Source organism: Corallococcus sp. AB018 (assembly GCF_003986945.1).
GTDB classification, from domain to species: Bacteria; Myxococcota; Myxococcia; order Myxococcales; family Myxococcaceae; genus Corallococcus; species Corallococcus exiguus.
The window spans coordinates 1-25,353 of sequence record NZ_RAWR01000161.1 but is presented as its reverse complement, the minus strand read 5'-3'; the positions used below and the strand labels follow the sequence as shown (position 1 = coordinate 25,353).

The following is a 25,353-nucleotide window of genomic DNA, read 5'->3' as shown; positions in this document are numbered from 1 at the left end:
CTCCCAAGGATGCCGGCACGGCCGCCATGCCCCCCGCCGCGAAGCAGGGCGACGCGAGCGTCGCCGCCGGCGCCCCCAAGGCCGCTCCGAAGCCGATGGCGCCCGAGGTGAAGACGCTCGTGGACCGGATGCAGGCCTTCTACGAGAAGACGGGCGACTTCAAGGCGGGCTTCAAGCAGGACTACAAGTACAAGGCCTTCCGCCGCACGCAGACGTCCACGGGCACGGTGACCTACAAGAAGCCGGGCCTGATGCGCTGGGAGTACGAGAACCCGTCCAAGCGGACGTTCGTGCTCGCGGGCAACAAGGTCTACATGCACGACCCGGAAGCGCAGACGCTGTCGGTGGCGGCCATGGACACCAGCCAGCTGTCCGCGTCGGTGACGTTCCTCTTCGGCCAGGGGAAGCTGGCGGACGAGTTCGCCATCACCAAGGGCGACTGCAAGGACTGCAAGGGCACGCTGCTGGTGCTGGATCCGCTGAAGAACGAGCCGCGCTTCCGCCAGGTGCGCCTGGAGGTGGACCCCTCGACGGCGCAGGTGCTCAAGAGCACGGTGGTGGATCCAGACGGCAGTGAGAACACCATCGCCTTCCTGGACCTGAAGACGAACGTGGGCATCTCCTCGGACAGCTTCAAGCTGAACCCGCCCGAGGGCACCCGCGTGGACGACTTCACCAAGAAGGCGCAGTAGGACGGCCCGCCCTCCATGCGCGGCGTGCTGCTGGCGGGATGCGTGCTGCTGGGCGCGGGGTGTCACTCCACCGCGCCCGCGGGCCCTTTACGTCCCACGAGCCTCGCGGGGCAGACGCTGCCCCTCCTGTCGTCGCCCGCGCTGCGGCTGACGGTGGCGGGGCGGTTGGGGAACCGGGCCGTGCCGGTGGTGCTGGACGTCACGCGGCCGCTGTCGCTCGTGTCCTCCAGCTGCTTCGACGGCGCGCCGCCCGCGGCCGCGGGGACCGCTCGCGTGCCGGAGTCCTCCGGAGGTCATCGCTCCTGGCCGGAGGTTCCGGCGTCGCCGTTGACGGTGGGCCCGGTGTCGCCGCCCCTGCGCACGTTGCTGCTCTCCGGTGAGACGGGCTGCTCGGTGACGCTGGGGCAGGACGTGCTGTTTCCGTATGCCCTCACGGTGGATCCGCTGCGCCGCGAGGTGACCTTCACCGCCTCGCGTCCCCGGGAGGCCTACGACGCGGAGCTGCGCGGGACGGACGCCGTGCGCGAGTCGCACGTGGTGGAGCTGAGCCGCGAGCCGCTGGGCGACTGGCCGCTCCTGGCCGTGCAGGTGACGCAGGGCGGGGCGAGCATCACCGGCCCCTTCGTGCTGGGCACGCGTGAGCCCTTCTCCCGCCTGGCGGTGGACCCCTCCCTGGGGCAGGGGCTTCAGCCGCTGGAGACGGCCGCGGGCCTGCCGCCGCGCACCTTCGTGGTGGACGCGGTGGAGGTGGCCGACGGCCTGGGCGTGAAGCCCCTGGTGATGGAGGCCGCGGGGCGCTGGCCGTCGCAGAGCAGCCTGGGCCGGCTGGGGCCGGACGTGTGGGGCCGCTTCACCACCACCGTGGACGCGCAGGGTGGGGCGCTGGTGCTGCGCAGGCCCCACGTGCGCACGCCCGAGGGCGGAGGCCGGCAGCAGTGCGCGGGCGAGGGCGGCGCGTTCAGCGAGGAGGGCTGCTACGGCATCTTCGTGCGCGCGGAGCCCGACGGCGCGGTGGCCCTCTCCGGCGAGGTGTTCCGGGACGTGCCGGAGGGCGTGCGCCTGTACGTGGAGCCTCGGGGCGTGGACGGTCAGCGTCTGGAGACGGGCTGCCAGGTGGGCCTGAGCTTCCCGACCACCACCCGTGGCGCCAACACGCAGCACCGGCTGCCGTGGGCGTCGCTGGAGAAGACCCTGCCCGCGTGCCACGCCGCGCTCCAGAGCGCGAAGAGCTACGTGGTGTCGCTGGTGGAAGAAGGGCGTCAGCCCGAGTGCCCCACGACGTGCGCCTTCGTCACGGAGTCCGCGTCGCGGCGCACCGTGTGCGAGTGCCAGCCCACGCCACTGGGCGAGGGCGTGGCGGTGCCGACGAAGGGCTCGGGCCCGCAGCCGCCGCCCGTCGAGGAGCGCGAGCTGGAGCCCGAGGATCCGAAGTAGGGCCCACGAACGGCTCGGGCCCGCGACCGCCTCCGGTGGGGAGGACGGGGCGGGCCCGGGGCACGGCCTTCGCGGTGACGGGCTACTCCGGCCGCGGCTCCGGCGGACGCGCCAGCGCCTTCAGCGGCACGGGCGCGGGATGGGCCTCGCGCGGGGTGTGCTCGCGCTGCTTCGGATCCGGGCGCTCCACCACGCGGGCGATGAGGTCGTAGTCGTGCGCCTCCGTCACCTCCACGGTGACGAACTCGCCCGGGTACGCCAGGCCGTCGTTGATGTAGACCTGCCCGTCGATTTCCGGCGCCTGGCCCTCGTGACGGCCCACCAGCAGGTGCTCGGACTCCTCGCTGGGGCCCTCCACCAGCACGGTGAGCTTCTGGCCCACGAGCTTCTTGTTCTGCTCGCGGTTGATGCGCTTCTGGATGGCCATCACCTCGCGCCAGCGGCGCTCGATGGTCTTCGCCGGGACCTTGTTCGGCAGGTCGAACGCGGCGGTGTTCTCCTCGTCCGAGTACTGGAACACGCCCAGGCGCTGGAAGCGCTGCTCCTTCACGAACTCCTTCAGGAGCTCGAAGTCCTCTTCCGTCTCACCCGGCAGGCCGACGATGAGCGAGGTGCGCATCACCAGGTTCGGCACGCGCTCGCGCAGCTTGCCCAGCAGCTTCTTGAGGAACTCCGAGTTGCGGCCGCGCTTCATGGACAGGAGCAGCTTGTCGCTGGCGTGCTGCACCGGCATGTCCAGGTACTTGGCGATCTTCGGCTCGGTGGCGATGACGTCGATGAGCTCGTCCGGGAACACGCGCGGGTAGGCGTAGTGCAGGCGGATCCACTTCACGTCCACCTTCACCAGCTCCTTGAGCAGCTCGTGGAGCTTCGGCTTGCCGGGCAGGTCATGCCCGTACGCCGTCAGGTCCTGCGCGACCAGGTTCAGCTCCTGCACGCCGCTGTCCGCCAGGTTCCGCGCCTCCGCCACGATGTCCTGCACCGTGCGCGAGCGCTGGCCACCGCGCAGCGTGGGGATGATGCAGAACGCGCAGGCGTTGTCGCACCCTTCCGAAATCTTCAGGTACGCCGTGTACTTCGGCATCGAGTTGATGCGCGGCGTCTCCGCGTTGTGGATGTAGTCCGGATCCGGAATCACCTGGCGCGGCGAGGCCTCCGCCGCCAGCAGGTCGCCAATCTGGGCGTACGCGCTGGTGCCCAGGAAGTGGTCCACCTCCGGCATCTCCTGCGACAGCTCCTGGCCGTAGCGCTGGGACAGGCAGCCGGTGACGACGAGCGTCTTGCACGAGCCCGACTTCTTCAGCTCCGCCATCTCCAGGATGGAGTCCACCGACTCCTGCTTCGCCGGCCCGATGAAGGCGCACGTGTTGACCACGATGACCTCGGCCTCCGAGGCCTCCTGCACGAGCGAATAGCCGCGCGTGCGCAGCGTGCCCAGCATCACCTCGGAGTCCACCCGGTTCTTCGGGCAGCCGAGGGTCATCATGTACAGGCTCTTGGTCTCTTCCACGCGCGTCTACCGCTTTCCCAGTTGCGTCCGCTCGAAGTGGTCCGCACTCCAAACGAAGTTGATGATGGCGCCGTTCGAGTAACCGATGTTCAGCGCCCCGTCTTCTTCCAGCTCCACCGAAGTGGCGCGACCCAGCGCACAGGTGGCGGCCGGCCAGTCGAGCACTCGCTGGGCTGTCTTCCCCGACACCACATAGAGCCCCATCCGGAGCTCGTCGTCGGAGTCGCATTGACCCTCGACGGCATAGGGATTCTTCCCAGTGAGCACGGTAACGACCGGTCGTCCGTCCGGCAGGCTTAATGCTTCCGGCAGGTTCACGCCCATCTTCGAGGCGTCCACGGCCGTGGGGGCCACCAGCGCGCGCAGCGAGGCGGGGGTGAGGGCCTGTTCGCCCTGGGCCCAGTCCGGGTAGCTGAACAGGCTCCAGCCCAGCCAGCCGGTGGGCGCCGCCTCCAGCGCGGTGACGCTGGCGGGGGGCTTCAGCTTGAGGTTCTTGCGCGCCTCGTCCGGCAGGCGCAGCGCTTCACCCTCCGGCATGGTGCCGCCCTTGCAGTTGGACACCGGCACCACCTTGGCGCCCACCTGGTCCTGGTCCTCGTAGGTGATGCAGAGGTCCATGACGAGCGGATCCACGGCGGGGAAGCGGGGCAGGGCGCGCACGGGAATCATCGCCACCACCGACAGGGTGTCGCCCTGGCGGTGCACGGCGGCGTTCACCAGGCTTTGCGCGAACCTGGGCGTGCCGCTGTCCGCCCCGGAGGTGCGCTGACCATCGAAGGCGAAGCGGTAGGTGTAGCCCGTGGCGGTGGTCCCCGAGTCCGGGAAGTAGAGCGTGAGGGTGATGATGTCACCCGCGAGCAGCTGGTTGTCCGTGGCCTCCACGCCCACGAAGAGCGTGTCCTTGCGCCAGCCCACCCGGGCGGAGAAGTTGGCGGTGGCGCCCTCGGTGGACAGCGGCTTGAGGACCAGCGGCGAGCCGAAGTCCTTGAGCCCCTTCTCCGGCCGGGGTGCCTTCTTGAGCACGGGCACCGGCTTGCTGGGCCGGGGCGCCCCGTCCTGCGCGAGCGAGGCGGTGGCGAAGAGCAGGCAGAGCGGCAGGGAGGCCAGACGGGCGGCGTGCATGGCGAAGGGGCGCCTCTAGTCGCGGAAGTTGGTGAACTGCATGTCCAGGCTGAGGCGGTCCTGCTCCTTGCGGAACAGCGCCATGGCCTCTTGCAGGTCGTCCCGGTTCTTGCCCGTGACACGGAGCTGATCCGCCTGGATGGAGCCCTGCACCTTGATCTTCGACTCCTTGAGGACCTTGATGAGCTCCTTGGACTTCTCCACCGGGATGCCCTGCTGGAGCTTGATGGGCTGCTTGACGTTGGACAGGCCCGTCTTCTCGATGTCGCCGAACTCCAGCACGCGCAGGCTGATGCCGCGCTTGGCCAGCTTGCCGAGCAGGACCTCCTTGGCGGCCTGGAGCTTCTCCTCGCTGTTGGTCTTCAGCGTGAGCGAGGAATGGTCCGGAGCGATGTCGATTTCGGCCTTCACGCCCTGGAAGTCGTAGCGGGTGCTGAGCTCCTTCCGGGTCTGATTGACCGCGTTGTCGAGCTCAGCCAGATCGATTTTGGAGATGACGTCAAAGGAGGGCATGGGGGGGACCTTTTCGCGCCCTTACCATACCTACACCCGGACGACCAAGGGCACCACCAGGGTGCGCCGGGACGTGTGCTGCTTGAAGGCCCGCTTCACCGCCTTCACGAGCTCCTCCCGCGCCAGGGCGTCGTCCCCTCGGAGCAGGGGGTTGAGCTCCTCGAAGAAGGCCCGCGCGTCCTGGGCCACCCGGGCCAGCACGCCCTGCTCGTCCGGGCTGAGGCCCTGGCCGGACAGCTGGGGCCCCGCTACCAGCGCCTGGGTGTCGCGCCGGAGCACCACCGCCGCGGCCACCACGCCCGTCTCCGCCAGCCGGTTGCGCTCCACCAGCGTCTCCGGCGTCACCACCCCGTCCCCGGAGCGCTCCATCATGATGCGCCCTGAAGGCACGCTGCCAGTGAAACGGCCCCGCCCCTCCTCGAACGTCACCACGTCCCCGTCGTGGGCCAGCAGCAGGCCCTCCGCCGCCATGCCGGCCTCGCGGGCGGTGGTCAGGTGTCGGTGCAGGTGCCGGACTTCCCCATGCACGGGGATGAAATTCCGGGGGCGGATCAACTCCAGCACCCGGCGCTGCTGGGGGCGGCTGGCGTGTCCGGAGACGTGCACGCCGGGCTCCACCTGCGCGTAGACGATGCGGGCGCCGCGCCAGTGGAGCTGGTCGAGCAGCGCGCCCACGGAGCGCTCGTTGCCGGGGATGGGCCGGGCGCTGACGATGACGGTGTCGCCGGGCTCCAGGCGCACGGGCCCATCGCCATTCGCCAGCTGGGTGAGGCCCGCGCGCGGTTCGCCCTGCGCGCCGGTGGTGAGCACCGCCACGCGGTGGGGCGCGAGCTTGGGCACGTTGTCCAGGTGCACGAAGAGCGAGTCGGGCACGTCCAGGTAGCCCATCTCCCGGGCCAGCTCCACGTTGCGCACCATGCTGCGGCCCTGGAGCGCGACGAGCCGGCCGGTGCGCTCGCACAGGTCCAGCAGGTGCCGGACGCGGTGGAGGTTGGAGGAGAACTGGGCCACGACGATGCGGCCCTTCGTCTCGTGGAAGAGGCGCTCGAAGGTGGTCTGCACCACGCGCTCGCTGCCGGTCTCTTCCACATGCTCGGAGTTGGTGGAGTCCGACAGCAGGCACACCACGCCTTCGTCGCCCGCCTCGCCCCAGCGCTCCAGGTCCGTCTTGAGGCCGTCGATGGGGTCGGGGTCCAGCTTGAAGTCGCCGGTGTGGATGACGGTGCCTTCGGGGGAGCGCACGATGAAGCCCACCGCGTCCGGCACGGTGTGCGTCACGCGCGTGGCCTCCACACGGAAGACGCTGCCCACGGGGAAGGGCGTGCGCGGCTCGATTTCGCGCAGGTCCGCCTTCACGCCCAGCTCCTCCAGGCGCTGACGCGCGAGCGCGAGCGTGAAGCGCGTGCCGTAGATGGGCACGGGCATGTCGCCCAGCAGGTAGGGGAGCGCGCCGATGTGGTCCTCATGCCCGTGCGTGAGGAGCACGCCCTTGAGCTGGGCCGCGTTGCGCTGCAGGTGTGTGAAGTCCGGGACGATGATGTCCACGCCGGGCATTCCCGCCGAGGGGAACATCAAGCCGGCGTCGATGAGCAGCATCTCCCCACGACAGGCGAGCACCATGGCGTTGAGGCCGATTTCGCCAAGGCCGCCCAGAGGGATGACGTGGAGCATGTGCCCGGAAGTCTAAGGGCCCGGCCGCTCCAGTGCGTAGGAATCCGCACACCCCACCACCGAGAGCCACCGCCCGCCTGCTTGACGGTTTCAAACTAAAGGCTTAGTTGTATTTGAACTAAGGATTTAGTTCGAAGCCGGGGAGGGCATGCCCGTGACGAAGCCGCCGTCCGTCGAGGAGTCCAAGCCGCTCACGCCCGTGGAGCTGGAGCTGATGCAGCTCGTGTGGAAGCTGGGGGAGGTGAGCGTGGCGGACGTGCTCGCGGCGCTGCCGCCGGAGCGCAAGCTGGCCTACACGTCGGTGTCCACGGTGCTGCGCATCCTGGAGCAGAAGGGCGTGGTGCAGAGCCGCAAGGAGGGGCGGGGGCACCTGTACTCGGCGCGGCTGTCTCGCGAGGCCTACGAGACCCAGAGCGTGCGCCACCTGGTGGCGACGGTGTTCGACGGGACGCCGTCGTCGCTGGTGGCTCGGCTGGTGGAGGCGGTGCCGCTGTCCCCAGAGGAGGTGGAGCAGATCCGCAAGCTGCTGGGCCGCAAGGGAGGCCGGGGATGAGTGCCTTCGTCCGGGACGTGCTGGCCGCGTACCTCACGGCGGCGGTGCTGGTGGCGGTGGGCTTCGGGCTCTTGCGCGCGGCGCTGGCGTTGGGGATGGAGCGGAGGTTGGACGCGCGGCAGACGCTGCGCGTGGGGCGGGTGGCGCTGGGGCTGGCGGTGCTCCTTCCGTTCGTGGCGCTCGTTGCGCGGGAGTGGATGCCGTCGGCGCCGCTCTTCAAGTTCGAGCGTTCCCTGGTGAGCTACGCCGCGCCGCTGACGTCTGTCGAAGCGCGGCCCGTGCTCGGCGCCGTGCCGGAGACGCGGTCCTCGGGCATGGGCCTGCCGTGGGCGATGGTCGGAATGGGGTTGGTGGGTGCGGGGGCGTTGGCGTTCCTGGCGTGGGAGCTGCGGCGGTATGCGCGCTTGCGGCGGAAGCTGGAGACGCTGCCCGTGCTTCGCCGAGTGGGCCGGGTGCGCGTGGTGCTGGGGGACGCGGCGGACGGCGCGTTCTCCGTGTGGTTCCCGTTTGGAGGCGCGTGGGCGGTGGTTCCCGCTGAGGTGTTGGAGGACTCGGAGGCGCTCCGGCTCACGGTGCGGCATGAGCTGCAACACCACCGGCAGCGGGACACGGTGTTTGCCTATGCGCGGCTGGGGTTCGACAGCGCCTTCTTCTGGAATCCGTTCGCCCGGGCGTTCTCGCGGTGGTTGGCGGAGCATCAGGAGTTCGCCTGTGACGAGGCGCTCGTCGCCGTGAAGCACGTGTCCGCGGATGCGTATGCGAGGTGCCTGTTGCAGGCGTCGCTGCGTGTCCCTGCTGCCCTTGCTCTTCCCGCCGGTGTCACCGGCATGTCCCACCCCACTGTCAGGAGGATCCACATGCTGTTCCAGACTCGTCCCCGTAGCTCCGTGCGCACCCTGGGTCTGTCGTTGTCGCTGGCGTTGGTGCTCGCGCCGCTGGCGTTGTGGGCGCAGGGAACGGTGCGGGGGCGCGCGGTGTCGCTGACGGAGGCGCGTGCGCTGGCGGAGGCGGGGCAGAAGGCGGGGGACCTGCCGGTGGTGGTGGATGCCGCCGTGGTCGAACAGCTCAACAAGTTCGTCACCACGCGGAAGGGCCGCGACTTCATGCGCAAGGCGCTGGCGAACCTCCAGGAGCACCGCGAGGCGATGGCGGGCACGCTGCGCTCGCGCTCCCTGCCGGAGGGGCTGCTCGCGGTGGCGATGGTGGAGTCGGCGGTGAGCAACCTGCCGGAGACGTCTCGCGAGCCGTCGATGGCGCCGGGGCCGCGGGGCGCGGGTGTGTGGATGTTCATTCCGGAGACGGCGCGTCGCTACGGCCTGAAGGTGGAGGCGGGACGTGACGAGCGGCTGGACGTGGCGCGGGAAACGGAGGCCGCCGCGTCCCTCTTCCAGGCGCTGTATGAGCGCTACGGCGACTGGCGGCTCGCGCTCGCGGCCTACAACCAGGGTGAGGGAGTGGTGGACCGAGTCCTCGCGGAGGGCGGCGTGCGCGACGTGAGCGAGTGGGTGCGCACCGGCAAGCTCAATGGCTACACCGCCACCGTGCAGGCCGGAGTGCTGCTGCTGCGCAACCCGCACCTGCTCGACTGAGCGTTTGTCCACCGCGCGGGGAATGTCCCCGCCACACCGGGGTTCGGATGCGCGCCATCCTGCTTTCGCGCGAGGATGGCGGCGCTCAGTGCCAGGGGTGGGAAACGCCATGAAGATCGTCGCGCTCGTTCGTCCCGCGGGTGAGGTTCCGGAAGCAGCCCAGGTGCTCGCCGCCGCGGCGGGCATGGCCCCTGCGGAGGCCCGCATGCGGCTGGCCCCCGAGCCGCCCGCCCTGATTGCGCGACTGGCTCCCGATGCGGCGGATGCCCTGGTGAAGACCCTTAGGGACGCGGGGCTCGCGGCGCTCGCTATCGACGAGTCGGAGGTCGCGGAGCGCGTCACTGCACGCACCGTCACGTTCAGCGCGGCGCAGGCGACGTTCACGCCTCGTGCGGGCGCGCCGCTCACCATGGCCTTGGAGGACGTGACGCTCATCCTCCGGGGCGCGTCGTCCCTGCGCACGCAGAGCGAGCACACGGAGAAGACGACACAGGTGGCGCTGGGCACGGCCCTCATCACGGGCGGCCTGAAGCTGACGAAGACGGCGGAGAAGAGCGTGCGCGGCTCGCAGGAGGAGACGTCGCAAGTCGTCTTCGTCTTCGACCGCGACGGCCGGGGCGCCGTGCTGCCGGAGGTGGGGTTCGACTTCTCGTGCCTGGGCCCCGCGATGCAGCCGTCGCGCACCGCGAACATGGTGACCCTGGCGCGCCTGGTGCGTGAGCGCGCCCCGGCCGCGTTCTACGACGAGCGGCTTCTGCGGCTGGGACGCCGGCCCGTGCCCTTCGTGCTGGGCGGAGCGGTGCAGGTGGTCAGCGGCACCATGGCTCATTCCCGCATCAACACCGCGCATGGCCTGGACGTACTCGCGGAGGCCATGCGCCTGGGCGTGGCCCGGGGCGACCTGCCCTGACCGTGCATGCGCGGCGAGGATGACCCCGGCCGGGCCGGGGACGCCCCGACGGCTCAGGACAGCGGCGTGGAGCCTTCCGGGGGTGGACGGGAGATCCACGCGGCGATGAACACGTCCAGCTCGCCTCGCAACACGTCCTTCACGCGGGGCGTCCCCGCGCCCGTGCGCGGATCCTCCACTCGCGCTCCACGGCCCAGGAAGTAGCGGCGGGCTTCGTCGGTGCTGGCGCCCTGGCCGGCGACGACGCGCGCGGCGATGCCCTTGAGCTCATCCAGCTCCCCGGCGCCAATGAGCGTGAGCACGCGGCCCGTCGCTTCGTCCTTCGCGGTGACTTCGTTGCGCACGCGCTGGAGGTACTCGCCTTCGCGGCTCTTCACCGGCCGGCCTTCCAGCACCAGCAGCTCCCGCTCCACCTCCTCCATCGGTCCGCCCCGGTGCACGCGCACGTACGCGCGCTGGCGCTTCTCGTCCTCCAGGCGGCGGTGCAGCCCCGCCTCGCCCGCGAGGAATCCGTACGCGCCCGGCCCGGCGATGCGCACCACCACGCGCGCGGGGGCGTCCGCCTCCGCGACGGCGGTGGCCTCGTAGCCCCGGCGCTGCGCCCAGCCCAGGTACATGGTGGCCAGCTCCTGCACCCACACGTCCTGCAGCTCAGCCGCGTCGCTGGCGCAGATGTCCACCAGCGCCTCGTTGTCCAACGTCGTGGCCCCGGCGGCCCGCAGCGCCTCCGCCATCTGGACCTCTCGCGCGACCTCCTCCACCTGCTTCGCGGCGGAGCCCAGCTGCACCTCGTTCTTCGCCTCGCGCACCAGCCGGCGCCCGAAGTTGCACGCGGCCTCCAGGCGGTCCAGCTCTCCCAGCTGCGCCTCCACCGTGCGGAAGGCGCGGAGGACGTCCGCCGCGCGCTGCGAGTCGTCCCAGAGGTTGGGCGCCTGCGTCTCCGCGAGCAGCGCCGCGCGGCGCGCCTCCAGCTCCGACCGTCCCGTGGACTCGGCGAGCGCGCGGGCACGGCCCACCAGCCGGTCCATCTCAATCAGCAGCGACTTGCGGTCCAACCGGCGCTTCACCGCCGCGGCCTTCGGCGTGGGCAGGAGCAGCTGCGCCGTCACCTCGCGAGGAGTCGGCACGGGCTCCGCGACCGCCACCACGCGGCCTCCAGGACGGGCCTCCACGCGCACGGGCGTACCCGGCGGCAGCGGCCTGCGAGCAATCTCCACCGCGAGCGCCGCGGTGAGCGTCTTCTCGATTTCACGCTGCAGGTAGCGCGCGCCGAACTGCGGCGAATAGCCGCGCTCCACCAACCGGTCCACCACCTCCGGTGTTACTTCCACGTCCAGGGCGCGGGCGCGGATGCCTTCTCGTTCCAGCACGCGGCCCACCTCGCGCTGGGCAATCTTGCGGATGTCCACGCGCGACAGCGGACGGAAGTGGCAGATGGCGTCGAAGCGGTTGAGGAACTCCGGACGGAAGGCCTCCGCGATGCGGCGGTCCACCTCCGACACCTGCTCCTCGGCGCGCTTGTGCGCGGCGAAGCCCAGGCCCGCCTCGCGGTACACCTCCGAGCCCACGTTGGACGTGGCCACGATGAGCGTGTTGTTGCACGACACCGCTTCGCCCGCGCCGTTGACGAAGGTGCCCTCGTCGAAGAGCTGGAGGAAGCGGTCGTGCACGCTGCGCGCGGCCTTCTCGAACTCGTCCAGCAGCAGCACGGTGAACACCTTGCCGTCGAGCAGCGCGGACAGCTCTCCGCGCCGCGTCTCCAGCGCGGGCGCCCACGACGCGCCGAAGGGGACGCTCTCGTCGCCGTCGTTGGGGTAGTCCGCCATGTTCAGGCGCACCAGCCTGTCGGCGGAGCCGAAGAGGTACTCCGCCAGCAGCTTCGCCAGTTGCGTCTTGCCCACGCCCGTGGGCCCGGCGAAGAGGAACACGCCCAGCGGGCGGCGCGGGTCGTTGAGCCCCGCCTTGAGCAGCGCCACCGAGCGCAGCACCGCGGCCACCGCGTCCGTCTGGCCGAGCAGCCGCTCCCCGAAGAAGCGCTCCGTCTCCTCCAGGTCCAGCGGCATCGCGTCGTCCACGACGAAGCGGGGCAGGCGCGTGGCGGCGCAGAAGCGGGTGAGCACGTCCTCCGGCCCCACGTGGTCGCGCGCCACGCCCGCGGCCTCCGCCGCCGTCTCCTTGAGCAGCTCGATGGCCTTGCGCGGCATGTGCTGCGCCAGGAGGAACTTCGCGGACAGGCGCAGCGCCAGGTCGCACGCGGCCGGGTCGATGGGCAGCCGCAGTTCGCGCTCCAGCTCCTCCGCCACGCGGCCGACGATCCAGCGCGCCTTCTCCAGTGGCGGCTCGTTCAGGGGCAGCAAGTGGAGCCGTTCGGCCAGGGCCTCGTCGGCGCGCAGCAGCTCCTGCACGCGCTTGGGTTCGGTCTCGAAGATGAAGCGCAGGCCGCCGGTGCGCAGCGCGCGCACGGCCACGGGCGCCAGGGGCCCGCCCAGGGCCACCGGCAGGTCACGGATGTAGACGATGGGGCAGGGGTGGCGGCCCAGGTGGATGAGCAACTCCTCGAAGGACTCGGCCGCCTGGCGCTGGGTGCTGCGCGCCAGGATGTTCGCGACGGACACCTCCACGAGCCGCGCCTGGGCGAGGTCGCCGTCCACGCGCCCTTCGGCGATGCGGCGGGCCACCTCCTGCACGAGCGCGCTCTTGCCCACGCCGGGCTCGCCCGCCAGCAGCGGGTGCTTGCCTCCGCGCGTCAGCAGCCCCAGCACCTCCGTCACGGCGGTGTCCACGCCGTGGGCGGCCGGCAGCTTGCCCTCGCGCGCCATCGCGGTGAGGTCGCGGTCGATGAGCCGCTCCTGGTCTTCGTTCTTCCTCGTCGCCATGGTGTGGTCCGGAACGCCCCCTCGACGTGCGGCACTCTAACCGTTGCGGCGCGGAAGCGAAGTCCCGGCCCACCCTTGGGCCGGGACCTACGCTTCCAGCTCCGTGTGCCAATAGGCCACGTCCCTCAGGAACTTGCGCCAGGACAGGGGCAGGCCCTTCTCCACGAGGAACGAGACGACCAGCGCGTCCGGCAGCCGCTTCGGCTTCGCGGGCACGGTGCGCAGCGTCATGCGCGCCTGCGCCGGGGTGCGGTTGCCCTTCTTCTGGTTGCAGGGCACGCAGGCGATGACGATGTTCTCCCAGCTCGTGCGGCCGCCCTGCGCGCGCGGCAGCACGTGGTCGTACGTGGCCTCCGGACGGGTCACCTTGTGGCCGCAGTACTGGCAGCGGCACTGGTCGCGCTGGTAGACGTTCTCGCGGCTGAAGCGCACGCCGCGCGGGCCCTTCCACAGGGCGCGCACGAAGCGGATGACGGACGGCATGCGCAGCTCCACCGTCACCGAGCGGATGACGCGGTCCTCGTACTCCTCGACGACCTCCACCTTGCCCTGGACGAGCAGCATGATGGCGCGTTGCCAGGGGATGCGTGCGACGGGTTCATAGGACTGGCTCAGCACCAGCGTTTCCATGACACAGGGCCTTTCGGGCGGGACAGGTCGCCAGGGAGTCGAACCCTGCTCGTCCGGATTTGGAGTTCGGACTGCACCCGGTGCGCGGCCTATGTGGGTGAGGGATTGGGGACGCTGGGAGTCGAACCCAGCGGGCTTCTAAGGGCTCCGGCTCTACAGGCCAGCGCGTCTCCGTAACGCTCTACGTCCCCGGAAGGTGAGCGGGAGCCCGGACGTGAAGAAGGCCGGGTCCCCTTGTCGGGAGCCCGGCCTCCAGGGCCATGCCGCGTCAGGGACGGAGCAGGGCGCCTTCAGGAGCCGGGCGAGGCGAGGCGATAGGACGCGAAGTCCCGCCAGCGGCACGTGGAAGGAGCGGTCACCGGGCTGGGACGCGAGGCCGCGTCGATGCCGTGACCGGAAGGATTCTGGTGCTTGAGGTTCATCGGGGCCTGCTTCGTCGCCTGGCGCATCGGGACCGCTCCTTTCGCTCCCAGCGACGGCGGCGGAAATTCAGTCCTGACAGGCAAGCGGTGTGGACGTTAGGACTCCGCGCATGAAAGCCATCCGCTACCACCAGGTGGGAGGGCCGGAGGTCCTCCGTTGGGAGGACGCGCCGGAGCCCGTGCCCGGGCCGGGCCAGGTCCTCGTGCGAGTCCATGCCGCGGGCGTGAACTTCGCGGACACCGAGCGCCGCCGCGGGCTGTACGACGCCCAGGCGCCCCTGCCGCGCATCCTGGGCAGCGAAGCCGCGGGCGTGGTGCGAGCTGTGGGGCCCGGTGTGGACGCATCCTGGGTGGGCCGCTGCGTGGTCGCCCTGACGAAGGAGGCCTACGCGGAGGCCGCGCTCGCGTCGGTCGATGAACTGCTGGTCCTGCCGCCGGAGGTGTCCTTCGAGGAGGCCGCCGGGCTGCTGGTGCAGGGGCTGACGGCGTACCACGTGGTGCACACCGTGGGGCGCGTGGAGGCGGGGCAGACGGTGCTCGTCCACGCGGCGGCCGGAGGCGTGGGGCTGCTCGCGGTGCAGCTGGCGAAGGCGGCGGGAGCGCGGGTCATCGGCACGGTGTCGGGCGAGGCGAAGGCGAAGCTCGCGCGGGGCGTGGGCGCGGATGCCGTCATCCGCTACGACCAGGAAGACGTCGCGGCGCGCGTGAGCGAGCTGACGCAAGGGCGCGGCGTGGAGCGCGTGCTGGACTCCGTGGGCGCGAGCACCTGGAAGGCCAGCATGGATGCGCTGGCGCCCTTCGGACACCTGGTGAGCTACGGCAACGCCAGCGGCCATCCGCCGCACGTGGAGGTGGAGTCGCTCTACGCGAAGTCACTCACCGTGGGCGCCTACTGGCTGCGCACGCCCACGCCCCCGGAGGTGCAACGCAAGGCGCGAGAGGCGCTGCTGGCGGAGGTCGTGGCGAGGCGCCTGCGCATCCTGGTGGGCCTGGCGCTGCCGCTGTCTCGCGCGGAAGAGGCCCACCGCCAGTTGGAAGGGCGGCGCACGGTGGGCAAGGTCGTGTTGCTGGGCTCGGACTGAGGTCCTTCAGTGCGTCGCGGGCGCGCCCACCACCGGCGGTGATGAAGCGGAGCCACGTCCGATGCGCAGCACCACCAGCGCCGCCGCGAGGCAGATGACGCCCGCGACGACCCAGGCGGGCGTGTACGTCTCCATCGAGGTGCGGATGACGCCCGCGCCCAGCGCTCCCAGTCCCGCGCCCACCTGGTGCGCGGCCACCACCCAGCCGAAGGCGATGGGCCCGTCCTCCGCACCCACCGTCTGCGTCGTCAGGCGCACCGTCGGTGGCACCGTGGCGATCCAATCCAGGCCGTAGAACACCGCGAACAACGGCAGGCCGAAGAGGGACATCTCGAAGGCGCTCGGCAGATAGAGCAGCGCCAGCCCTCGCAGGCCGTAGTACCAGAACAACAGCCAGCGGTTGTCGAAGCGGTCCGACATCCAGCCGCTCGCCGTCGTGCCCACCAGGTCGAAGATGCCCATCAGCGCGAGCAACCCCGCCGCGCGCACCTCCGGGATGCCGTGGTCCATGCACGCCGGAATCAGGTGCGTGCCCACCAGCCCGTTCGTCGTCGCGCCGCAGATGAAGAAGCTCCCCGCGAGCAGCCAGAAGTCCCGCTTGCGCGAAGCCCGCCCCAGCGCCCCCAGCGCGTTGGCCAGGGGATTCACGCTGGATGGCTTCACCTCTTCGTCTTCCGGCGCGGCCCCGTAGGGCTTCAGTCCCACGTCCGACGGCCGGTCGCGCACGAGCCATGCGACGAGCGGAATCACGCACGCCACCACGCCCGCCACGGTGAAGGACACGACGCGCCAGCCGTGGTGCTCCACCAACATCGCGAGCAACGGCAGGAACACCAGTTGCCCCGTGGCGGTGCTCGCGGTCAGCACGCCCATCACCAGCCCGCGCCTCGCGACGAACCAGCGCTGCACCACCGTGGCGCCCAGCACCATCGCCGTCGTGCCCGTGCCCAGCCCCACCAGCACGCCCCAGAAGAGGAGCAGCTGCCACGGCGCGTGGATGAAGTTCGTCAGCGCCACGCCCACCGCGATGATGCAGAGGGACACGAGCGTCGTGCGCCGGATGCCGAACTTCTGCATCAGCGCCGCGGCGAACGGCCCCACGAGCCCGTAGAGCACCAGGTTCACCGACACGGCCGAGGAGACGAGGGCCCGGCTCCAGCCGAACTCCCGCTCCAGCGGGACGATGAAGACGCTCGGGGTCGCCCGCACGCCCGCCGCGCACAGGAGCACCACGAAGATGGCCGCGGCCATCACCCACGCATAATGAAACCGGCGTGTCCTCATGACGGTGTCTCCTTCAAGCGGCCACGCCCGGGCCCACGTATACTTTCCGGCAGCGATGTCCCAAGACGAACTCCAGCGCACCCTCTGCAACTGCCTGGCGCTGCGACAGGCCAGCCGCCACGTCACGCAGTTCTATGATCAGGTGCTCGCGCCCAGCGGCCTCCGGACCACGCAGTACTCCATCCTCCACCGCGTCCAGACCCAGGGCCCGCTGACCGTGAACGCGCTGGCGGATCAGCTCGTCATGGACCCCTCCACGCTCACCCACAACCTGAAGCCCCTCTTGAAGGACGGCTTCGTGGTGCTGGAGGTGGGCCGCACCGACCGGCGCCAGCGCGCCATCGCCATCACTCCGGAAGGGCAGGGCGTCTACCGCAAGGCCCGGCCCCTGTGGCTGCGCGCCCAGTCGGACTTCGAGAACGCCGTGGGCGGCACCCAGGCCACCGCGCTGAGGGACCTGCTGGCCGCCGTCTCCCGGACGGGACTGGGCGAAGCCGAAGCAGAGGTCGAAGCCCCTCCGTCTCCCAAGGGCAAAACTCGCCGCAGCGGACGCTGAGCGCATCCCCACGGCTCACCCCTCCTCGAGGAACTTCAGGAACGCGGCGACCTGATCCGCCCACAGCTCCGGGTGTGCCTGGGTGAAGTGGCCGAAGGAGCTCGCGCTGCCTTCCTGCACCACGAAGCGGCCGCGCTTCACCCTCGGCATCAACGTCTCCATCGTGCGCAGGGAGACAGGGTTGAACTCGTCGTCGGAGAAGTTGAGCGCGAACACGTGGGCCTGGATGTCCCCGAGCGCGCCCTCCGGGTCGTAGTCCCGCGAGGACTCCAGCGAGTACAGGATGTCATTGGCGTCCATGCCCGCCGCCTGCGCCCGCGCCGTCGCGATGAAGGCATCCGCCGCCTGCGCATCCGCAAGCGTGGCCTGCAGGTGCGGCACCCCGTCCAGCATCATCCGGAAGACCGGGAACGCCTCCAGCCAGCCTCGGGGCGGCGCGGTGTAGAGGCCGTCCTTCCATTCCGGGTCGTTGCGGATCTGCACCGAGACGAAGCGCCGCCACAGCAGGTTGCGCCCCGCGATGCGCGTGGGCAGGGACACGATGGGCATCACGCCCTCCACCGCGTCCGGGTACAGCTCGCTCCACTGCCACGCGTTCATGCCGCCCATGGACAGGCCCACGATGGCGTGCAGACGCCGGATGCCCAGCGTCCGCGTCACGAGCTGGTGCTGAAGCTCCACCATGTCCCGGTAGCCGTAGGCCGGGAACTTCGTGCGCAGGCCGTCGCTCGGCTTGCTGGAGCGGCCGTGGCCCACGCTGTCCGGGAAGATGAGGAAGTACTTCGTCGCGTCCAGCGGACGGCCCGGCGCGAACAGCGCGTCCTGGAAGGACTTGCTCCGCAGCACCTCGCCGCTCGCGCTCGTCCAGTGCAGGAGCAGCACCGCGTTCGTCACCGCGCCGGATGCGTCCCGGCGCGGCGTGCCCAGCGTCGCGTAGTGGATGCGCACTTCCGGCAGCACCGTCCCGTCCTGGAAGCGGTGGCCGGTGAAGACCGCGTCCGCCTCCTGGGCCACGAGTGGCTCGGACGCCGACACCGTTGTCTCCACAGGCGCCGAGGCGGCCTGGGGACGCGCGGTGGCGCACCCCAGGGACAGCCCCAACAGCACGGACAGCAGGACGCAAGGCCGGCGGACGGAAGTCGTCATGCCGGGAGAAATACCTGCATGTGCAGGTACTGTAAAGCGCCCCTCAGGGTTTGGGGGCCGTGGCGGTGGCGGACTTCAGGTAGCGGTCGAAGAACTCCAGGACGCGCCGGTCCACCTCCGCCTCGTTCTTCTTCTTCTTGAAGCCGTGGCCCTCGTCGGGGAGCAGCAGGTACTCCACGGGCACGCCGTTCTTCTTCACCGCCGCGACGATGTCGTCCGATTCCGCCTGGGGGACGCGCGGGTCGTTGGCGCCCTGCACGACGAACAGAGGCTTCTGGATGCGCTCCGCGTGGAAGAAGGGGGAGATCTCCTTGAGCATCACCTCCTGCGTCTCCGGGTTGCCCATCTCCTGGAACATGGCCTGACGGAAGGCGCCCCACTCGGGCGGCATGCTCTTGAGCGTGCGCAGCCAGTTGGACGGGCCGAAGACGTCCACGCCCACGTCGAAGGCGTCCGGGTGGAAGGCGAGCGCCGCCAGCACCATGTAGCCACCGTAGCTGGCGCCGAGGATGCCCACGCGCGAGCCGTCCACGTACGGCAGGCTCGCCAGGTACTTGCGCGCCTCCACGCAGTCGCGCAGCGGCTCCTTGCCGTGCTTCTGGTCGTCCGCCCTCAGGAACGTCTTGCCGTAGCCGGCGCTGCCCCGGTTGTTGATGCCCAGCACCACGTAGCCGCGGTTCACCAGGTACTGGACGAAGTTGTTGTAGCCCCGGCTCGTCTGGCCTCCGGGACCGCCGTGCACGTAGACGATGGCGGGGGCCTTGTGCTCCGCCGTCGCCTGGTGCGGCTTGAAGAGCAGGTTGGGTATCTCCATCCCGTCGAAGGACTTGAAGCGCACCACCTGCGCGTCCACCAGGTCCTCGGAGTCGAGCTCGCGGCTCATCGTGTCCGTCACGCGCCGGGTCTTCTTCGTGGCCAGGTCCAGGACATAGAGGTTCGCGGAGGTGCGGTCCGTCTCCAGTTGGACCGCCAGCTGCTTCTCGTCACGGGAGAAGACGACCTCGGAGATCATCCCGGCGGGGAGCTGCGTCAGCGGAACCTGGGTGCCGGCCTTCACGTCGTGCAGGCGCACCTCGACGCCGGCGTCCACGTTGATGATGGAGACGCGGAACGCCCCCGAGCGCGAGAAGTGGGTGCCGAAGACGTCCCAGTCCGCCTTCTCCACGTCCTCCCACTTGCCGGCCTCCTTCGCCGGACGCACCACGCGTTCGAACTCCGAGCCGTCGTCCGTGATGACGTACAGCTCCCCGGTGACGGGGTGGATGTCCCCCACCCGGTAGCTGGCCGCGCCCGTGTGGGGCGTGAGGTTCTTCAGCGCCTTCGTCGCGACGTCGTAGCGCCACACGTTGCGGTCCGACGTGGTGACCGCCTCCTCCAGCGCCACCCAGCTCTCGTCCGGGGCCACGGCGGCGACGCCGAAGCCCTTGTCGTTCTGAACCAGGAGCGTGCGCGCGTACGTCTTCGCGTCATGGCGGTACACGTCCATGGCGCCCGGGTCGCGCTCGTTGGTGGTGACGTAGAACGCGCTGTCGTCGTGGCTGAAGCCCAGGAAGTGGGCCACGCCCTGCTTCATGGGCGTGAGGTCCTTCTCCTTGCCGTCCGGCGTGCGCACGTAGACGTGCGACTGCTCATCGCCGCCCTTGTCGTGCTCGAAGAGGAAGCGGCTGTCGCGCGGGAAGGCCCCCACCACCCGGATGCTGTCCGTCTTCGAGCGCGTCAGCGCGGTGGGCTTGCCCCCACCCACCGGCACGCTGTGCACGTTGAAGATGCCGGACGCGTTCGACGAGAAGAGCAGCTGCTTGCCATCCGAGGTGAAGACCGGAGCCATCACCTCCGTGGACCCCATGAACTGCTCCACCGAGTACTGCTTCGACGGCCGGGCCGCCGTCGCGCCCGCGACCGCCTTCACGGCCGAAGCGGGCTTCGTGGCGGGCAGGGTGGCGGGCGGCGCGGCCCCCAGCAGCGGCAGGAGCAACGTCGGGGCAAGGACACGGGACAGGGACTTCCACGCGGGCATGCGGCCTCCGGGAACGGCGGACCGGGGCACTCTGGGCCAGGCCCCGCCGGGTTCAACAGAGGCGGGCGACAAACCTGACATAAGGCTGTCACGGCCAGGGGCGACATTGGGTTCGTTCCCACAACGCGGCACCGGAGATTCCGCCATGACCCAGAACGACCTTCAGAAGACCCCTGCCCTGAGCGGCGTGCACACCTACGCGGGCGGCTGCCTGTGTGGCGCCGTGCGTTACGAGGCCACCGTGGACCTGGCGGACGTGACCCGCTGCAACTGCACCATCTGCATGAAGTACGGCTACGGCGGCGGCGCGGGGATGAAGCCGGACGCCTTCCGGCTCCTCAAGGGCCAGGACGCCATCAAGAAGTACGGGCGCGACGGCAGCCCCAACACGCGCAGCTTCTGCGGCCGCTGCGGCGTCGTGTGCTTCGGCGACGGCGACGTCCCGGAGCTGGGCGGGAAGTTCGTCTCCATCTACGTCAACACGCTGGATGACGTGGACCCGTCGCTGCTCACCTTCAAGTACTGGGACGGCCGGCACGACAACTGGATGGCCGGGGCGCGCTCCACTCCGTGGCCCTTCCAGGCCGCCGCCTGAGGACGCCCGGAGGGGCAGGGGCCTTGACGCGCCCCTGCCCGTCACCGCCCATGACTACACATTCCCCGAGGCGGCCCGGCCCGCGGCGCGGCCGGAGAAGATGCAGCCTCCCAGGAACGTGCCTTCCAGGGCGCGGTAGCCGTGGACGCCACCGCCTCCGAAGCCGGCCACCTCACCTGCCGCATAGAGCCCTGGGATGGTCTTCCCCTGGGCGTTGAAGACGCGGCCCTGGAGGTCCGTTTCGAAGCCGCCCAGCGTCTTGCGCGTGAGGATGTTCAGCTTCACGCCGATGAGCGGCCCCGCGTTGGGGTCCAGGATGCGGTGCGGCTTCGCGGTGCGCACCAGCTTGTCACCCCGGTAGTTGCGCGCCTGGCGGATGGCCGCGAGCTGCAGGTCCTTGCTGAAGGGGTTGTCCATCTGGAGGTCGCGGGCCTTCACCTCGCGCTCCACCGTGGCGAAGTCCAGCAGCGGGGCTTCCGTCTTCGCGTTCATCCCGGCGACCAGGTCGCGCAGGTTGTTGGAGATGACGAAGTCCTCGCCCTTCTCCTTGAAGGCCTCCACCGGGCCCATGGCCTTCTTGCCCACGGCGCGGTTGAGCACGCCCAGCCAGTCCTTGCCCGTGAGGTCCGGGTTCTGCTCCGAACCGGAGAGCGCGAACTCCTTCTTGATGATCCACTGGTTGAGGATGAACCAGGTGTGCTCGTGGCCCGTCTTGAGGATGTGCTCCAGCGTGCCCAGCGTGTCGAAGCCGGGGAACAGCGGCGGCGGCAGGCGCTTGCCGGTGGCGTCCAGCCACAGCGAGCTGGGGCCCGGCAGGATGCGGATGCCGTGACGGGGCCAGATGGGGTTCCAGTTCCGCAGGCCCTCCGTGTAGTGCCACATGCGGTCGCGGTTGATGAGGCGCCCGCCCGCGGCCTCCGTGATGGCGATCATCCGGCCGTCCACGTGGTCGGGCACGCCTTGAATCATGAACTTCGGCGCGGGGCCCATGCGCTCGGGCCACGCCTTGCGCACCAGCTCGTGGTTGCCGCCGATGCCGCCGGACGTGACGATGACCGCGCTCGCGCGCAGTTCGAAGTCGCCCGTCGTCACGCGCGAGCTGCTGGCTCCGCGCGGGACGTCCGTGGGTTCCAGCACCATGCCGCGCACGCCCACCACCGCGCCGTTCCGCGTGAGCAGCTCGTCCACGCGGTGGCGGAAGTGGAAGGTGAGGGCGCCCTTGGCCTCGGCGGCCTTGGCGCGGCGGACGAAGGGCTCCAGCACGCCGGGGCCGGTGCCCCAGGTGACGTGGAAGCGGGGGACGGAGTTGCCGTGGCCCACGCCGCCGTAGCCGCCTCGCTCCGCCCAGCCCACCACGGGGAACCAGCTCATGCCCTGTTGGACCAGCCAGGGGCGCATCTCGCCCGCGGCGAAGTTGACGAAGGCCTCCGCCCACTGACGCGGCCAGTGGTCCTCCTCGCGGTCGAAGGCGGCGGTGCCCATCCAGTCCTCCAGCGCGAGCGCGTGGGAGTCCTTGATGCCCATGCGCCGCTGCTCGGGCGAGTCCACGAGGAACAGGCCGCCGAACGACCAGAACGCCTGGCCGCCCAGGTTCTGCGGTCCCTCCTGGTCCACCACGGCGACGCGCTTGCCCGCATCCGCGAGCTCGGTCGCGGCGACGAGTCCCGCGAGCCCTCCGCCCACGACAATGACATCCACTTCCTGTCCCATGCGTGCCTCCCGGTAGCACCTGGCGCGCGGATGATAGCGTTTCGCGCGGAGGGCAGAGCTTCCTTCACCTGCGCATCCCGGCGCTCCGGAGGCTAGACTCCCCGCGCATGGAGCCAGATGTGAAGGGCAACACGGGACCGTTGGGCCATGATGCCGCCGCCTACGCGCAGCGTCAGGACGGGCTGTCCCCGGAGCCGCTGCGGGACGCGGCCTGGAGCGTGGCGGGGCAGCGGGCCTTTGGCGTGGTGCTCGACGTGGGCTCGGGCAGCGGCGGGTGGATCCGCCGGCTGCGGCAGAACCCCGCCGTCGAGCGCATCCTCAGCACGGACATCCACGACGCGGGCGCCAGCCGCCTGCCGGGCGTGGAGTTCCAGCTGCGGGACGTGTCCCGGGACGCGCTGCCGTGGGGCGACGGGTCGGTGGACTGGGTGTTCGCCATCGAGGTGCTGGAGCACCTGGCCAACCCGCGCCACTTCGTGAAGGAGGCCTTCCGCGTGCTCAAGCCCGGGGGCCACCTCTTCTTCACCACGCCCAACAACGACAGCCTGACGGCAAGGTTGTCCTTCCTGGTCCGGGGCTACTTCCCCGCGTTCTGCGAGCAGGACTACCGGGACTCCGGACACATCACGCCCATTACGGAACTGGACGCGCGGCGCATGGCCGTGGAGGCGGGCTTCCAGTCCATCGACTTCGACTATCCGCTGCCCGGGCGGATTCCCCGCAGCAGCGTGTACTGGCAGCGGTTCGTGCCGGGGCTGCGCGGCCGGTGGTGGAGCGACGGGCTGTTCGCGCTGCTGACGCGCCCGCGCTGAAAAGACAGACGACGGGACTGGCCGCCTGTTCAGTCTTCGTGGTAGCCCCTGCCGCGAACCAGCGAGGAGCGCGGATGCAACAGCGTTGCGTGTGGGTGGGAGCGGATCCGCTGTACCAGACCTACCACGACGAGGAGTGGGGCGTGCCCGTGCGCGACAGCCGCGCGCTCTGGGAGATGTTGATGCTGGAGGGCTTCCAGGCGGGGCTCGCGTGGATTGTCATCCTGCGCAAGCGCGAGGCCTTCCGGAAGGCGTTCAAGGGCTTCGACCCGAAGGTGGTGGCGCGCTTCACGGAGAAGGACGTCACGCGCCTGATGGCGGACGAGGGCATCGTCCGGGCTCGCGCGAAGCTTGAAGCGACCATCGGCAACGCGCGCGCCTACTTGAAGATGCAGGAGGCGGGCGAGGACTTCTCCGCGTTCGTCTGGGGGATGGCGGGCGGCAAGCCCCTCCGCAATGTGTGGAAGGGCCGGGGCGACGTGCCGGCGAAGACGGAGCTGTCGGAGGCGTACGCCAAGGCCTTCAAGCAGCGCGGCTTCAAGTTCGTGGGGCCGGTCATCGTCTATGCGTGGATGCAGGCCACCGGCATCGTGGATGACCACACGGTGGACTGCTTCCGGCACGGCGTGCGGCAGCGGTGAAGTGAAGTGATGAAACACCTGGGAGGAATTCGATGCGGATCAGCGTGACGAGCGTGATGGTGGATGATCAGTCCAGGGCCCTGAAGTTCTACACGGAGGTCCTGGGCTTCGTGCTGAAGGTGGACGTCCCGATGGGGCCCAAGGACCGGTGGCTGACCGTCGTCGCGCCGGACGCGCCGGAGGGCACGCAGATCCTGCTGGAGCCCATGGGCTTCGCGCCCGCGCGCGTGTTCCAGAAGGCGCTGTTCGACGCGGGCATCCCGTTGACGTCGTTCGGCGTCGACGACTGTCAGGCGGAATATGAACGCATGGTGAAACTCGGCGTGGTGTTCCGCAGCAAGCCCACCGTCATGGGCCCCGTCACCGTCGCTGTCTTCGAGGACACTTGCGGGAACCTCATCCAGATAGCGCAGGTCTGAGCCGTGTGTTGAAGCCCCGGGCCCCCGGGGTGTTGCGCTAGCGTGGAGCCATGTCTTCGGAGCGCAGCAAGGGCCGTGTCCGCACGGTGGAGGAAGGGTTGGGGCGGCTGTCCTCGCGCGATGCGGGAACACGCGAGGAGGCGCAGTCGGCGTTGGAGGAGCTGCTGGTGTCCGGGGAGCCGGAGGCGCGGGAGCGGACCGCGCGGGCGCTCCTGGAGGAGCTGGGGCGGCCCGGGACGGCGGTCACGGAGCCCCTGCTGTTCCTGTTGCAGCGCAGCTGGTGGCCTCCGCAGCCGGGCCTCACCGGGCTCGCCGTCCAGAGCGTGCTGGCTTCGCTGACGCGGATGGAGGCGGACGCCCCGGCGCTGGAGAACGCCGCGAGCGTGCTCGCCGGGGTGTGCCGGGTGGATCCCTTCCAGCTCGCCGCGCTGGACGGGCTGTTCCAGCACCCGAGGGCCTCCGTGCGCGGCGCCATGGCGCGCGTCGTGGGCCGGCTGGGAACCGCCGCGGCGGCGGAGCTGCGCCAGCTGCTGGCGCTCCTGGAGGACGAGGAGGCCGTGGCCCTCTCCGCGCTGGAGTCCCTGGCCGCGCTCGCCCCGTTGGCGCCGGACCTCACCGCGCCCCGGCTGCTGGATCAGGTGCGCGATTCAGACGGAGCGCGCCTCTACCTGGCCCTGGTGTCGCTGCGGGGCCTGCTGGAGGAGTTGAATGGAGAGGCGCGGCCCGCGCCCGCGTTGCCGGACCTGGAGTCCGCGCTGCTGCGCCCGCTGACCGCGCCGGAAGCCCCCATCCGGCAGGAAGCGGCGGCATTGCTGGGGTTGAGCGGTCCGCTGTCGCCCGAGGCCATCGCGGCCCTGCGCGAGCACCTCCGTGACGAGAGTCCGCACGTCGCGGCCCGCTCCGCCGTGGCGCTGGTTCGCTCCGGCGCTCCGGCGGCGGAGGCCCTCTTCCTGCTGAAGGGCCAGCTGGGCCCGGCCGCGTCGCGCGAACTCCAGGAGGCCGCCGTGGCCGCGCTGGAGGAAGCGGATCCGGCCCGGTTGGGTCGTGCCAGGGGGATGCTGGAGACGGTGGCTCGCGACGCGGCGGGGCTGACGCGCGAGGCCCTCTTCGACCTGCTGGGCCAGCTTCCCTGACGGTGGGACCCGCCGCGTCCCCTCCACCCCCTGTCC

At 70.5% G+C, this 25,353-nt stretch carries 23 protein-coding genes and 1 tRNA gene; 12 read left to right on the top strand and 12 right to left on the bottom strand.

Translation table 11 applies throughout. The annotated features are described in order from the left end of the window. Positions 1-26 precede the first annotated feature (26 nt). The gene (locus D7Y11_RS29255) at positions 27-692 is read left to right on the top strand and encodes an outer membrane lipoprotein carrier protein LolA (protein ID WP_120578723.1); all 666 of its coding nucleotides are present in this window, start codon (positions 27-29) and stop codon (positions 690-692) included. A gap of 15 nt (positions 693-707) precedes the next feature. Continuing rightward, the gene (locus D7Y11_RS29250; protein ID WP_126935327.1) at positions 708-2,126 is read left to right on the top strand and encodes a hypothetical protein; all 1,419 of its coding nucleotides are present in this window, start codon (positions 708-710) and stop codon (positions 2,124-2,126) included. 82 nt (positions 2,127-2,208) lie between these two features. Here the strand turns inward: D7Y11_RS29250 and rimO are convergent, their stop codons facing one another. From rimO to D7Y11_RS29230, 4 genes are read right to left on the bottom strand one after another with little or no spacing between them, the layout of a single operon-like run. Further along, a complete protein-coding gene (rimO, locus tag D7Y11_RS29245) occupies positions 2,209-3,636 on the bottom strand; it encodes a 30S ribosomal protein S12 methylthiotransferase RimO (RefSeq protein ID WP_121758652.1) in 1,428 nt (475 codons plus the stop codon). Positions 3,637-3,642: 6 nt separating this feature from the next. Beyond that, complete coding sequence (locus D7Y11_RS29240) at positions 3,643-4,758, bottom strand: hypothetical protein (RefSeq protein WP_120578720.1); 1,116 nt, start codon at positions 4,756-4,758, stop codon at positions 3,643-3,645. Between the two features lie 15 nt (positions 4,759-4,773). Next, complete coding sequence (locus D7Y11_RS29235; protein ID WP_120578719.1) at positions 4,774-5,271, bottom strand: YajQ family cyclic di-GMP-binding protein; 498 nt, start codon at positions 5,269-5,271, stop codon at positions 4,774-4,776. A gap of 30 nt (positions 5,272-5,301) precedes the next feature. Next, positions 5,302-6,942 (bottom strand): ribonuclease J, encoded by a 1,641-nt coding sequence (locus D7Y11_RS29230; RefSeq protein ID WP_120578718.1) that lies wholly within the window; start codon positions 6,940-6,942, stop codon positions 5,302-5,304. 154 nt (positions 6,943-7,096) lie between these two features. On the opposite strand from D7Y11_RS29230, the gene D7Y11_RS29225 reads away from it, so the two are divergent. From D7Y11_RS29225 to D7Y11_RS29215, 3 genes are all read left to right on the top strand, one after another. Continuing rightward, a complete protein-coding gene (locus tag D7Y11_RS29225; RefSeq protein WP_121752392.1) occupies positions 7,097-7,495 on the top strand; it encodes a BlaI/MecI/CopY family transcriptional regulator in 399 nt (132 codons plus the stop codon). Continuing rightward, entirely contained in the window at positions 7,492-9,084 is a 1,593-nt protein-coding gene (locus tag D7Y11_RS29220; RefSeq protein ID WP_126935326.1) for a M56 and MltD domain-containing protein, read from the top strand. Before D7Y11_RS29225 ends, D7Y11_RS29220 begins: the two co-directional genes overlap by 4 nt. Positions 9,085-9,193: 109 nt before the next feature. After that, the gene (locus tag D7Y11_RS29215; protein WP_120578716.1) at positions 9,194-9,994 is read left to right on the top strand and encodes a hypothetical protein; all 801 of its coding nucleotides are present in this window, start codon (positions 9,194-9,196) and stop codon (positions 9,992-9,994) included. Between the two features lie 53 nt (positions 9,995-10,047). On the opposite strand, the gene D7Y11_RS29210 is transcribed toward D7Y11_RS29215, so the two are convergent. The 4 genes from D7Y11_RS29210 to D7Y11_RS43455 form a co-directional block, all read right to left on the bottom strand. Continuing rightward, positions 10,048-12,870 carry an AAA family ATPase gene (locus tag D7Y11_RS29210; protein WP_120578715.1) on the bottom strand — a complete coding sequence of 941 codons (2,823 nt, stop codon included), beginning with the start codon at positions 12,868-12,870 and terminating at the stop codon, positions 10,048-10,050. A gap of 87 nt (positions 12,871-12,957) precedes the next feature. Continuing rightward, on the bottom strand, positions 12,958-13,500 hold the full coding sequence (locus tag D7Y11_RS29205; RefSeq protein ID WP_120578714.1) for an HNH endonuclease: 543 nt from the start codon (positions 13,498-13,500) through the stop codon (positions 12,958-12,960). A gap of 106 nt (positions 13,501-13,606) precedes the next feature. Beyond that, a tRNA-Tyr gene (locus tag D7Y11_RS29200) sits at positions 13,607-13,691 on the bottom strand. A 99-nt stretch (positions 13,692-13,790) separates the two neighbouring features. Beyond that, entirely contained in the window at positions 13,791-13,949 is a 159-nt protein-coding gene (locus tag D7Y11_RS43455) for a hypothetical protein (protein WP_158642011.1), read from the bottom strand. Between the two features lie 83 nt (positions 13,950-14,032). Between D7Y11_RS43455 and D7Y11_RS29195 the strand changes: the two genes are divergently transcribed. Then, on the top strand, positions 14,033-15,004 hold the full coding sequence (locus D7Y11_RS29195) for a quinone oxidoreductase (protein ID WP_120578713.1): 972 nt from the start codon (positions 14,033-14,035) through the stop codon (positions 15,002-15,004). Positions 15,005-15,010: 6 nt separating this feature from the next. Here the strand turns inward: D7Y11_RS29195 and D7Y11_RS29190 are convergent, their stop codons facing one another. Beyond that, on the bottom strand, positions 15,011-16,288 hold the full coding sequence (locus tag D7Y11_RS29190; protein ID WP_121752359.1) for an MFS transporter: 1,278 nt from the start codon (positions 16,286-16,288) through the stop codon (positions 15,011-15,013). A 55-nt stretch (positions 16,289-16,343) separates the two neighbouring features. Here D7Y11_RS29190 and D7Y11_RS29185 point away from each other — a divergent pair, with 55 nt between their 5' ends. Then, a complete protein-coding gene (locus D7Y11_RS29185; protein ID WP_126935325.1) occupies positions 16,344-16,844 on the top strand; it encodes a MarR family winged helix-turn-helix transcriptional regulator in 501 nt (166 codons plus the stop codon). A gap of 15 nt (positions 16,845-16,859) precedes the next feature. On the opposite strand, the gene D7Y11_RS29180 is transcribed toward D7Y11_RS29185, so the two are convergent. Beyond that, positions 16,860-17,990 (bottom strand): alpha/beta fold hydrolase, encoded by a 1,131-nt coding sequence (locus D7Y11_RS29180; RefSeq protein WP_126935324.1) that lies wholly within the window; start codon positions 17,988-17,990, stop codon positions 16,860-16,862. Positions 17,991-18,033: 43 nt separating this feature from the next. Beyond that, entirely contained in the window at positions 18,034-20,007 is a 1,974-nt protein-coding gene (locus D7Y11_RS29175; RefSeq protein WP_126935323.1) for a S9 family peptidase, read from the bottom strand. Positions 20,008-20,152: 145 nt separating this feature from the next. Here D7Y11_RS29175 and D7Y11_RS29170 point away from each other — a divergent pair, with 145 nt between their 5' ends. Further along, on the top strand, positions 20,153-20,602 hold the full coding sequence (locus D7Y11_RS29170; protein WP_121752363.1) for a GFA family protein: 450 nt from the start codon (positions 20,153-20,155) through the stop codon (positions 20,600-20,602). Positions 20,603-20,656: 54 nt separating this feature from the next. Here the strand turns inward: D7Y11_RS29170 and D7Y11_RS29165 are convergent, their stop codons facing one another. Further along, positions 20,657-22,312 (bottom strand): FAD-binding dehydrogenase, encoded by a 1,656-nt coding sequence (locus D7Y11_RS29165; protein ID WP_126935322.1) that lies wholly within the window; start codon positions 22,310-22,312, stop codon positions 20,657-20,659. Between the two features lie 107 nt (positions 22,313-22,419). On the opposite strand from D7Y11_RS29165, the gene D7Y11_RS29160 reads away from it, so the two are divergent. From D7Y11_RS29160 to D7Y11_RS29145, 4 genes are all read left to right on the top strand, one after another. Beyond that, positions 22,420-23,124, top strand: a complete 705-nt coding sequence (locus tag D7Y11_RS29160; protein WP_126935321.1) for a bifunctional 2-polyprenyl-6-hydroxyphenol methylase/3-demethylubiquinol 3-O-methyltransferase UbiG — start codon at positions 22,420-22,422, stop codon at positions 23,122-23,124. A 74-nt stretch (positions 23,125-23,198) separates the two neighbouring features. Then, complete coding sequence (locus tag D7Y11_RS29155; protein WP_126935320.1) at positions 23,199-23,765, top strand: DNA-3-methyladenine glycosylase I; 567 nt, start codon at positions 23,199-23,201, stop codon at positions 23,763-23,765. Positions 23,766-23,797: 32 nt separating this feature from the next. Beyond that, on the top strand, positions 23,798-24,184 hold the full coding sequence (locus tag D7Y11_RS29150) for a VOC family protein (RefSeq protein WP_121752366.1): 387 nt from the start codon (positions 23,798-23,800) through the stop codon (positions 24,182-24,184). Between the two features lie 50 nt (positions 24,185-24,234). After that, on the top strand, positions 24,235-25,317 hold the full coding sequence (locus D7Y11_RS29145) for a hypothetical protein (RefSeq protein ID WP_126935319.1): 1,083 nt from the start codon (positions 24,235-24,237) through the stop codon (positions 25,315-25,317). The last annotated feature ends 36 nt before the right edge of the window (positions 25,318-25,353 follow it).

What these genes read in the sequence shown, in the direction of transcription:
- D7Y11_RS29240 (WP_120578720.1), bottom strand. Translation starts at nt 4,758, where the DNA reads ATGCACGCCGCCCGTCTGGCCTCCCTGCCGCTCTGCCTGCTCTTCGCC.
- D7Y11_RS29190 (WP_121752359.1), bottom strand. Translation starts at nt 16,288, where the DNA reads ATGAGGACACGCCGGTTTCATTATGCGTGGGTGATGGCCGCGGCCATC.
- D7Y11_RS29185 (WP_126935325.1), top strand. Translation starts at nt 16,344, where the DNA reads ATGTCCCAAGACGAACTCCAGCGCACCCTCTGCAACTGCCTGGCGCTG.
- D7Y11_RS29215 (WP_120578716.1), top strand. Translation starts at nt 9,194, where the DNA reads ATGAAGATCGTCGCGCTCGTTCGTCCCGCGGGTGAGGTTCCGGAAGCA.
- D7Y11_RS29170 (WP_121752363.1), top strand. Translation starts at nt 20,153, where the DNA reads ATGACCCAGAACGACCTTCAGAAGACCCCTGCCCTGAGCGGCGTGCAC.
- D7Y11_RS43455 (WP_158642011.1), bottom strand. Translation starts at nt 13,949, where the DNA reads ATGCGCCAGGCGACGAAGCAGGCCCCGATGAACCTCAAGCACCAGAAT.
- D7Y11_RS29220 (WP_126935326.1), top strand. Translation starts at nt 7,492, where the DNA reads ATGAGTGCCTTCGTCCGGGACGTGCTGGCCGCGTACCTCACGGCGGCG.
- D7Y11_RS29210 (WP_120578715.1), bottom strand. Translation starts at nt 12,870, where the DNA reads ATGGCGACGAGGAAGAACGAAGACCAGGAGCGGCTCATCGACCGCGAC.
- D7Y11_RS29205 (WP_120578714.1), bottom strand. Translation starts at nt 13,500, where the DNA reads ATGGAAACGCTGGTGCTGAGCCAGTCCTATGAACCCGTCGCACGCATC.
- D7Y11_RS29250 (WP_126935327.1), top strand. Translation starts at nt 708, where the DNA reads ATGCGCGGCGTGCTGCTGGCGGGATGCGTGCTGCTGGGCGCGGGGTGT.
- D7Y11_RS29165 (WP_126935322.1), bottom strand. Translation starts at nt 22,312, where the DNA reads ATGGGACAGGAAGTGGATGTCATTGTCGTGGGCGGAGGGCTCGCGGGA.
- D7Y11_RS29145 (WP_126935319.1), top strand. Translation starts at nt 24,235, where the DNA reads ATGTCTTCGGAGCGCAGCAAGGGCCGTGTCCGCACGGTGGAGGAAGGG.
- D7Y11_RS29175 (WP_126935323.1), bottom strand. Translation starts at nt 20,007, where the DNA reads ATGCCCGCGTGGAAGTCCCTGTCCCGTGTCCTTGCCCCGACGTTGCTC.
- D7Y11_RS29230 (WP_120578718.1), bottom strand. Translation starts at nt 6,942, where the DNA reads ATGCTCCACGTCATCCCTCTGGGCGGCCTTGGCGAAATCGGCCTCAAC.
- D7Y11_RS29255 (WP_120578723.1), top strand. Translation starts at nt 27, where the DNA reads ATGCCCCCCGCCGCGAAGCAGGGCGACGCGAGCGTCGCCGCCGGCGCC.
- D7Y11_RS29160 (WP_126935321.1), top strand. Translation starts at nt 22,420, where the DNA reads ATGGAGCCAGATGTGAAGGGCAACACGGGACCGTTGGGCCATGATGCC.
- D7Y11_RS29155 (WP_126935320.1), top strand. Translation starts at nt 23,199, where the DNA reads ATGCAACAGCGTTGCGTGTGGGTGGGAGCGGATCCGCTGTACCAGACC.
- D7Y11_RS29180 (WP_126935324.1), bottom strand. Translation starts at nt 17,990, where the DNA reads ATGACGACTTCCGTCCGCCGGCCTTGCGTCCTGCTGTCCGTGCTGTTG.
- D7Y11_RS29150 (WP_121752366.1), top strand. Translation starts at nt 23,798, where the DNA reads ATGCGGATCAGCGTGACGAGCGTGATGGTGGATGATCAGTCCAGGGCC.
- D7Y11_RS29235 (WP_120578719.1), bottom strand. Translation starts at nt 5,271, where the DNA reads ATGCCCTCCTTTGACGTCATCTCCAAAATCGATCTGGCTGAGCTCGAC.
- D7Y11_RS29195 (WP_120578713.1), top strand. Translation starts at nt 14,033, where the DNA reads ATGAAAGCCATCCGCTACCACCAGGTGGGAGGGCCGGAGGTCCTCCGT.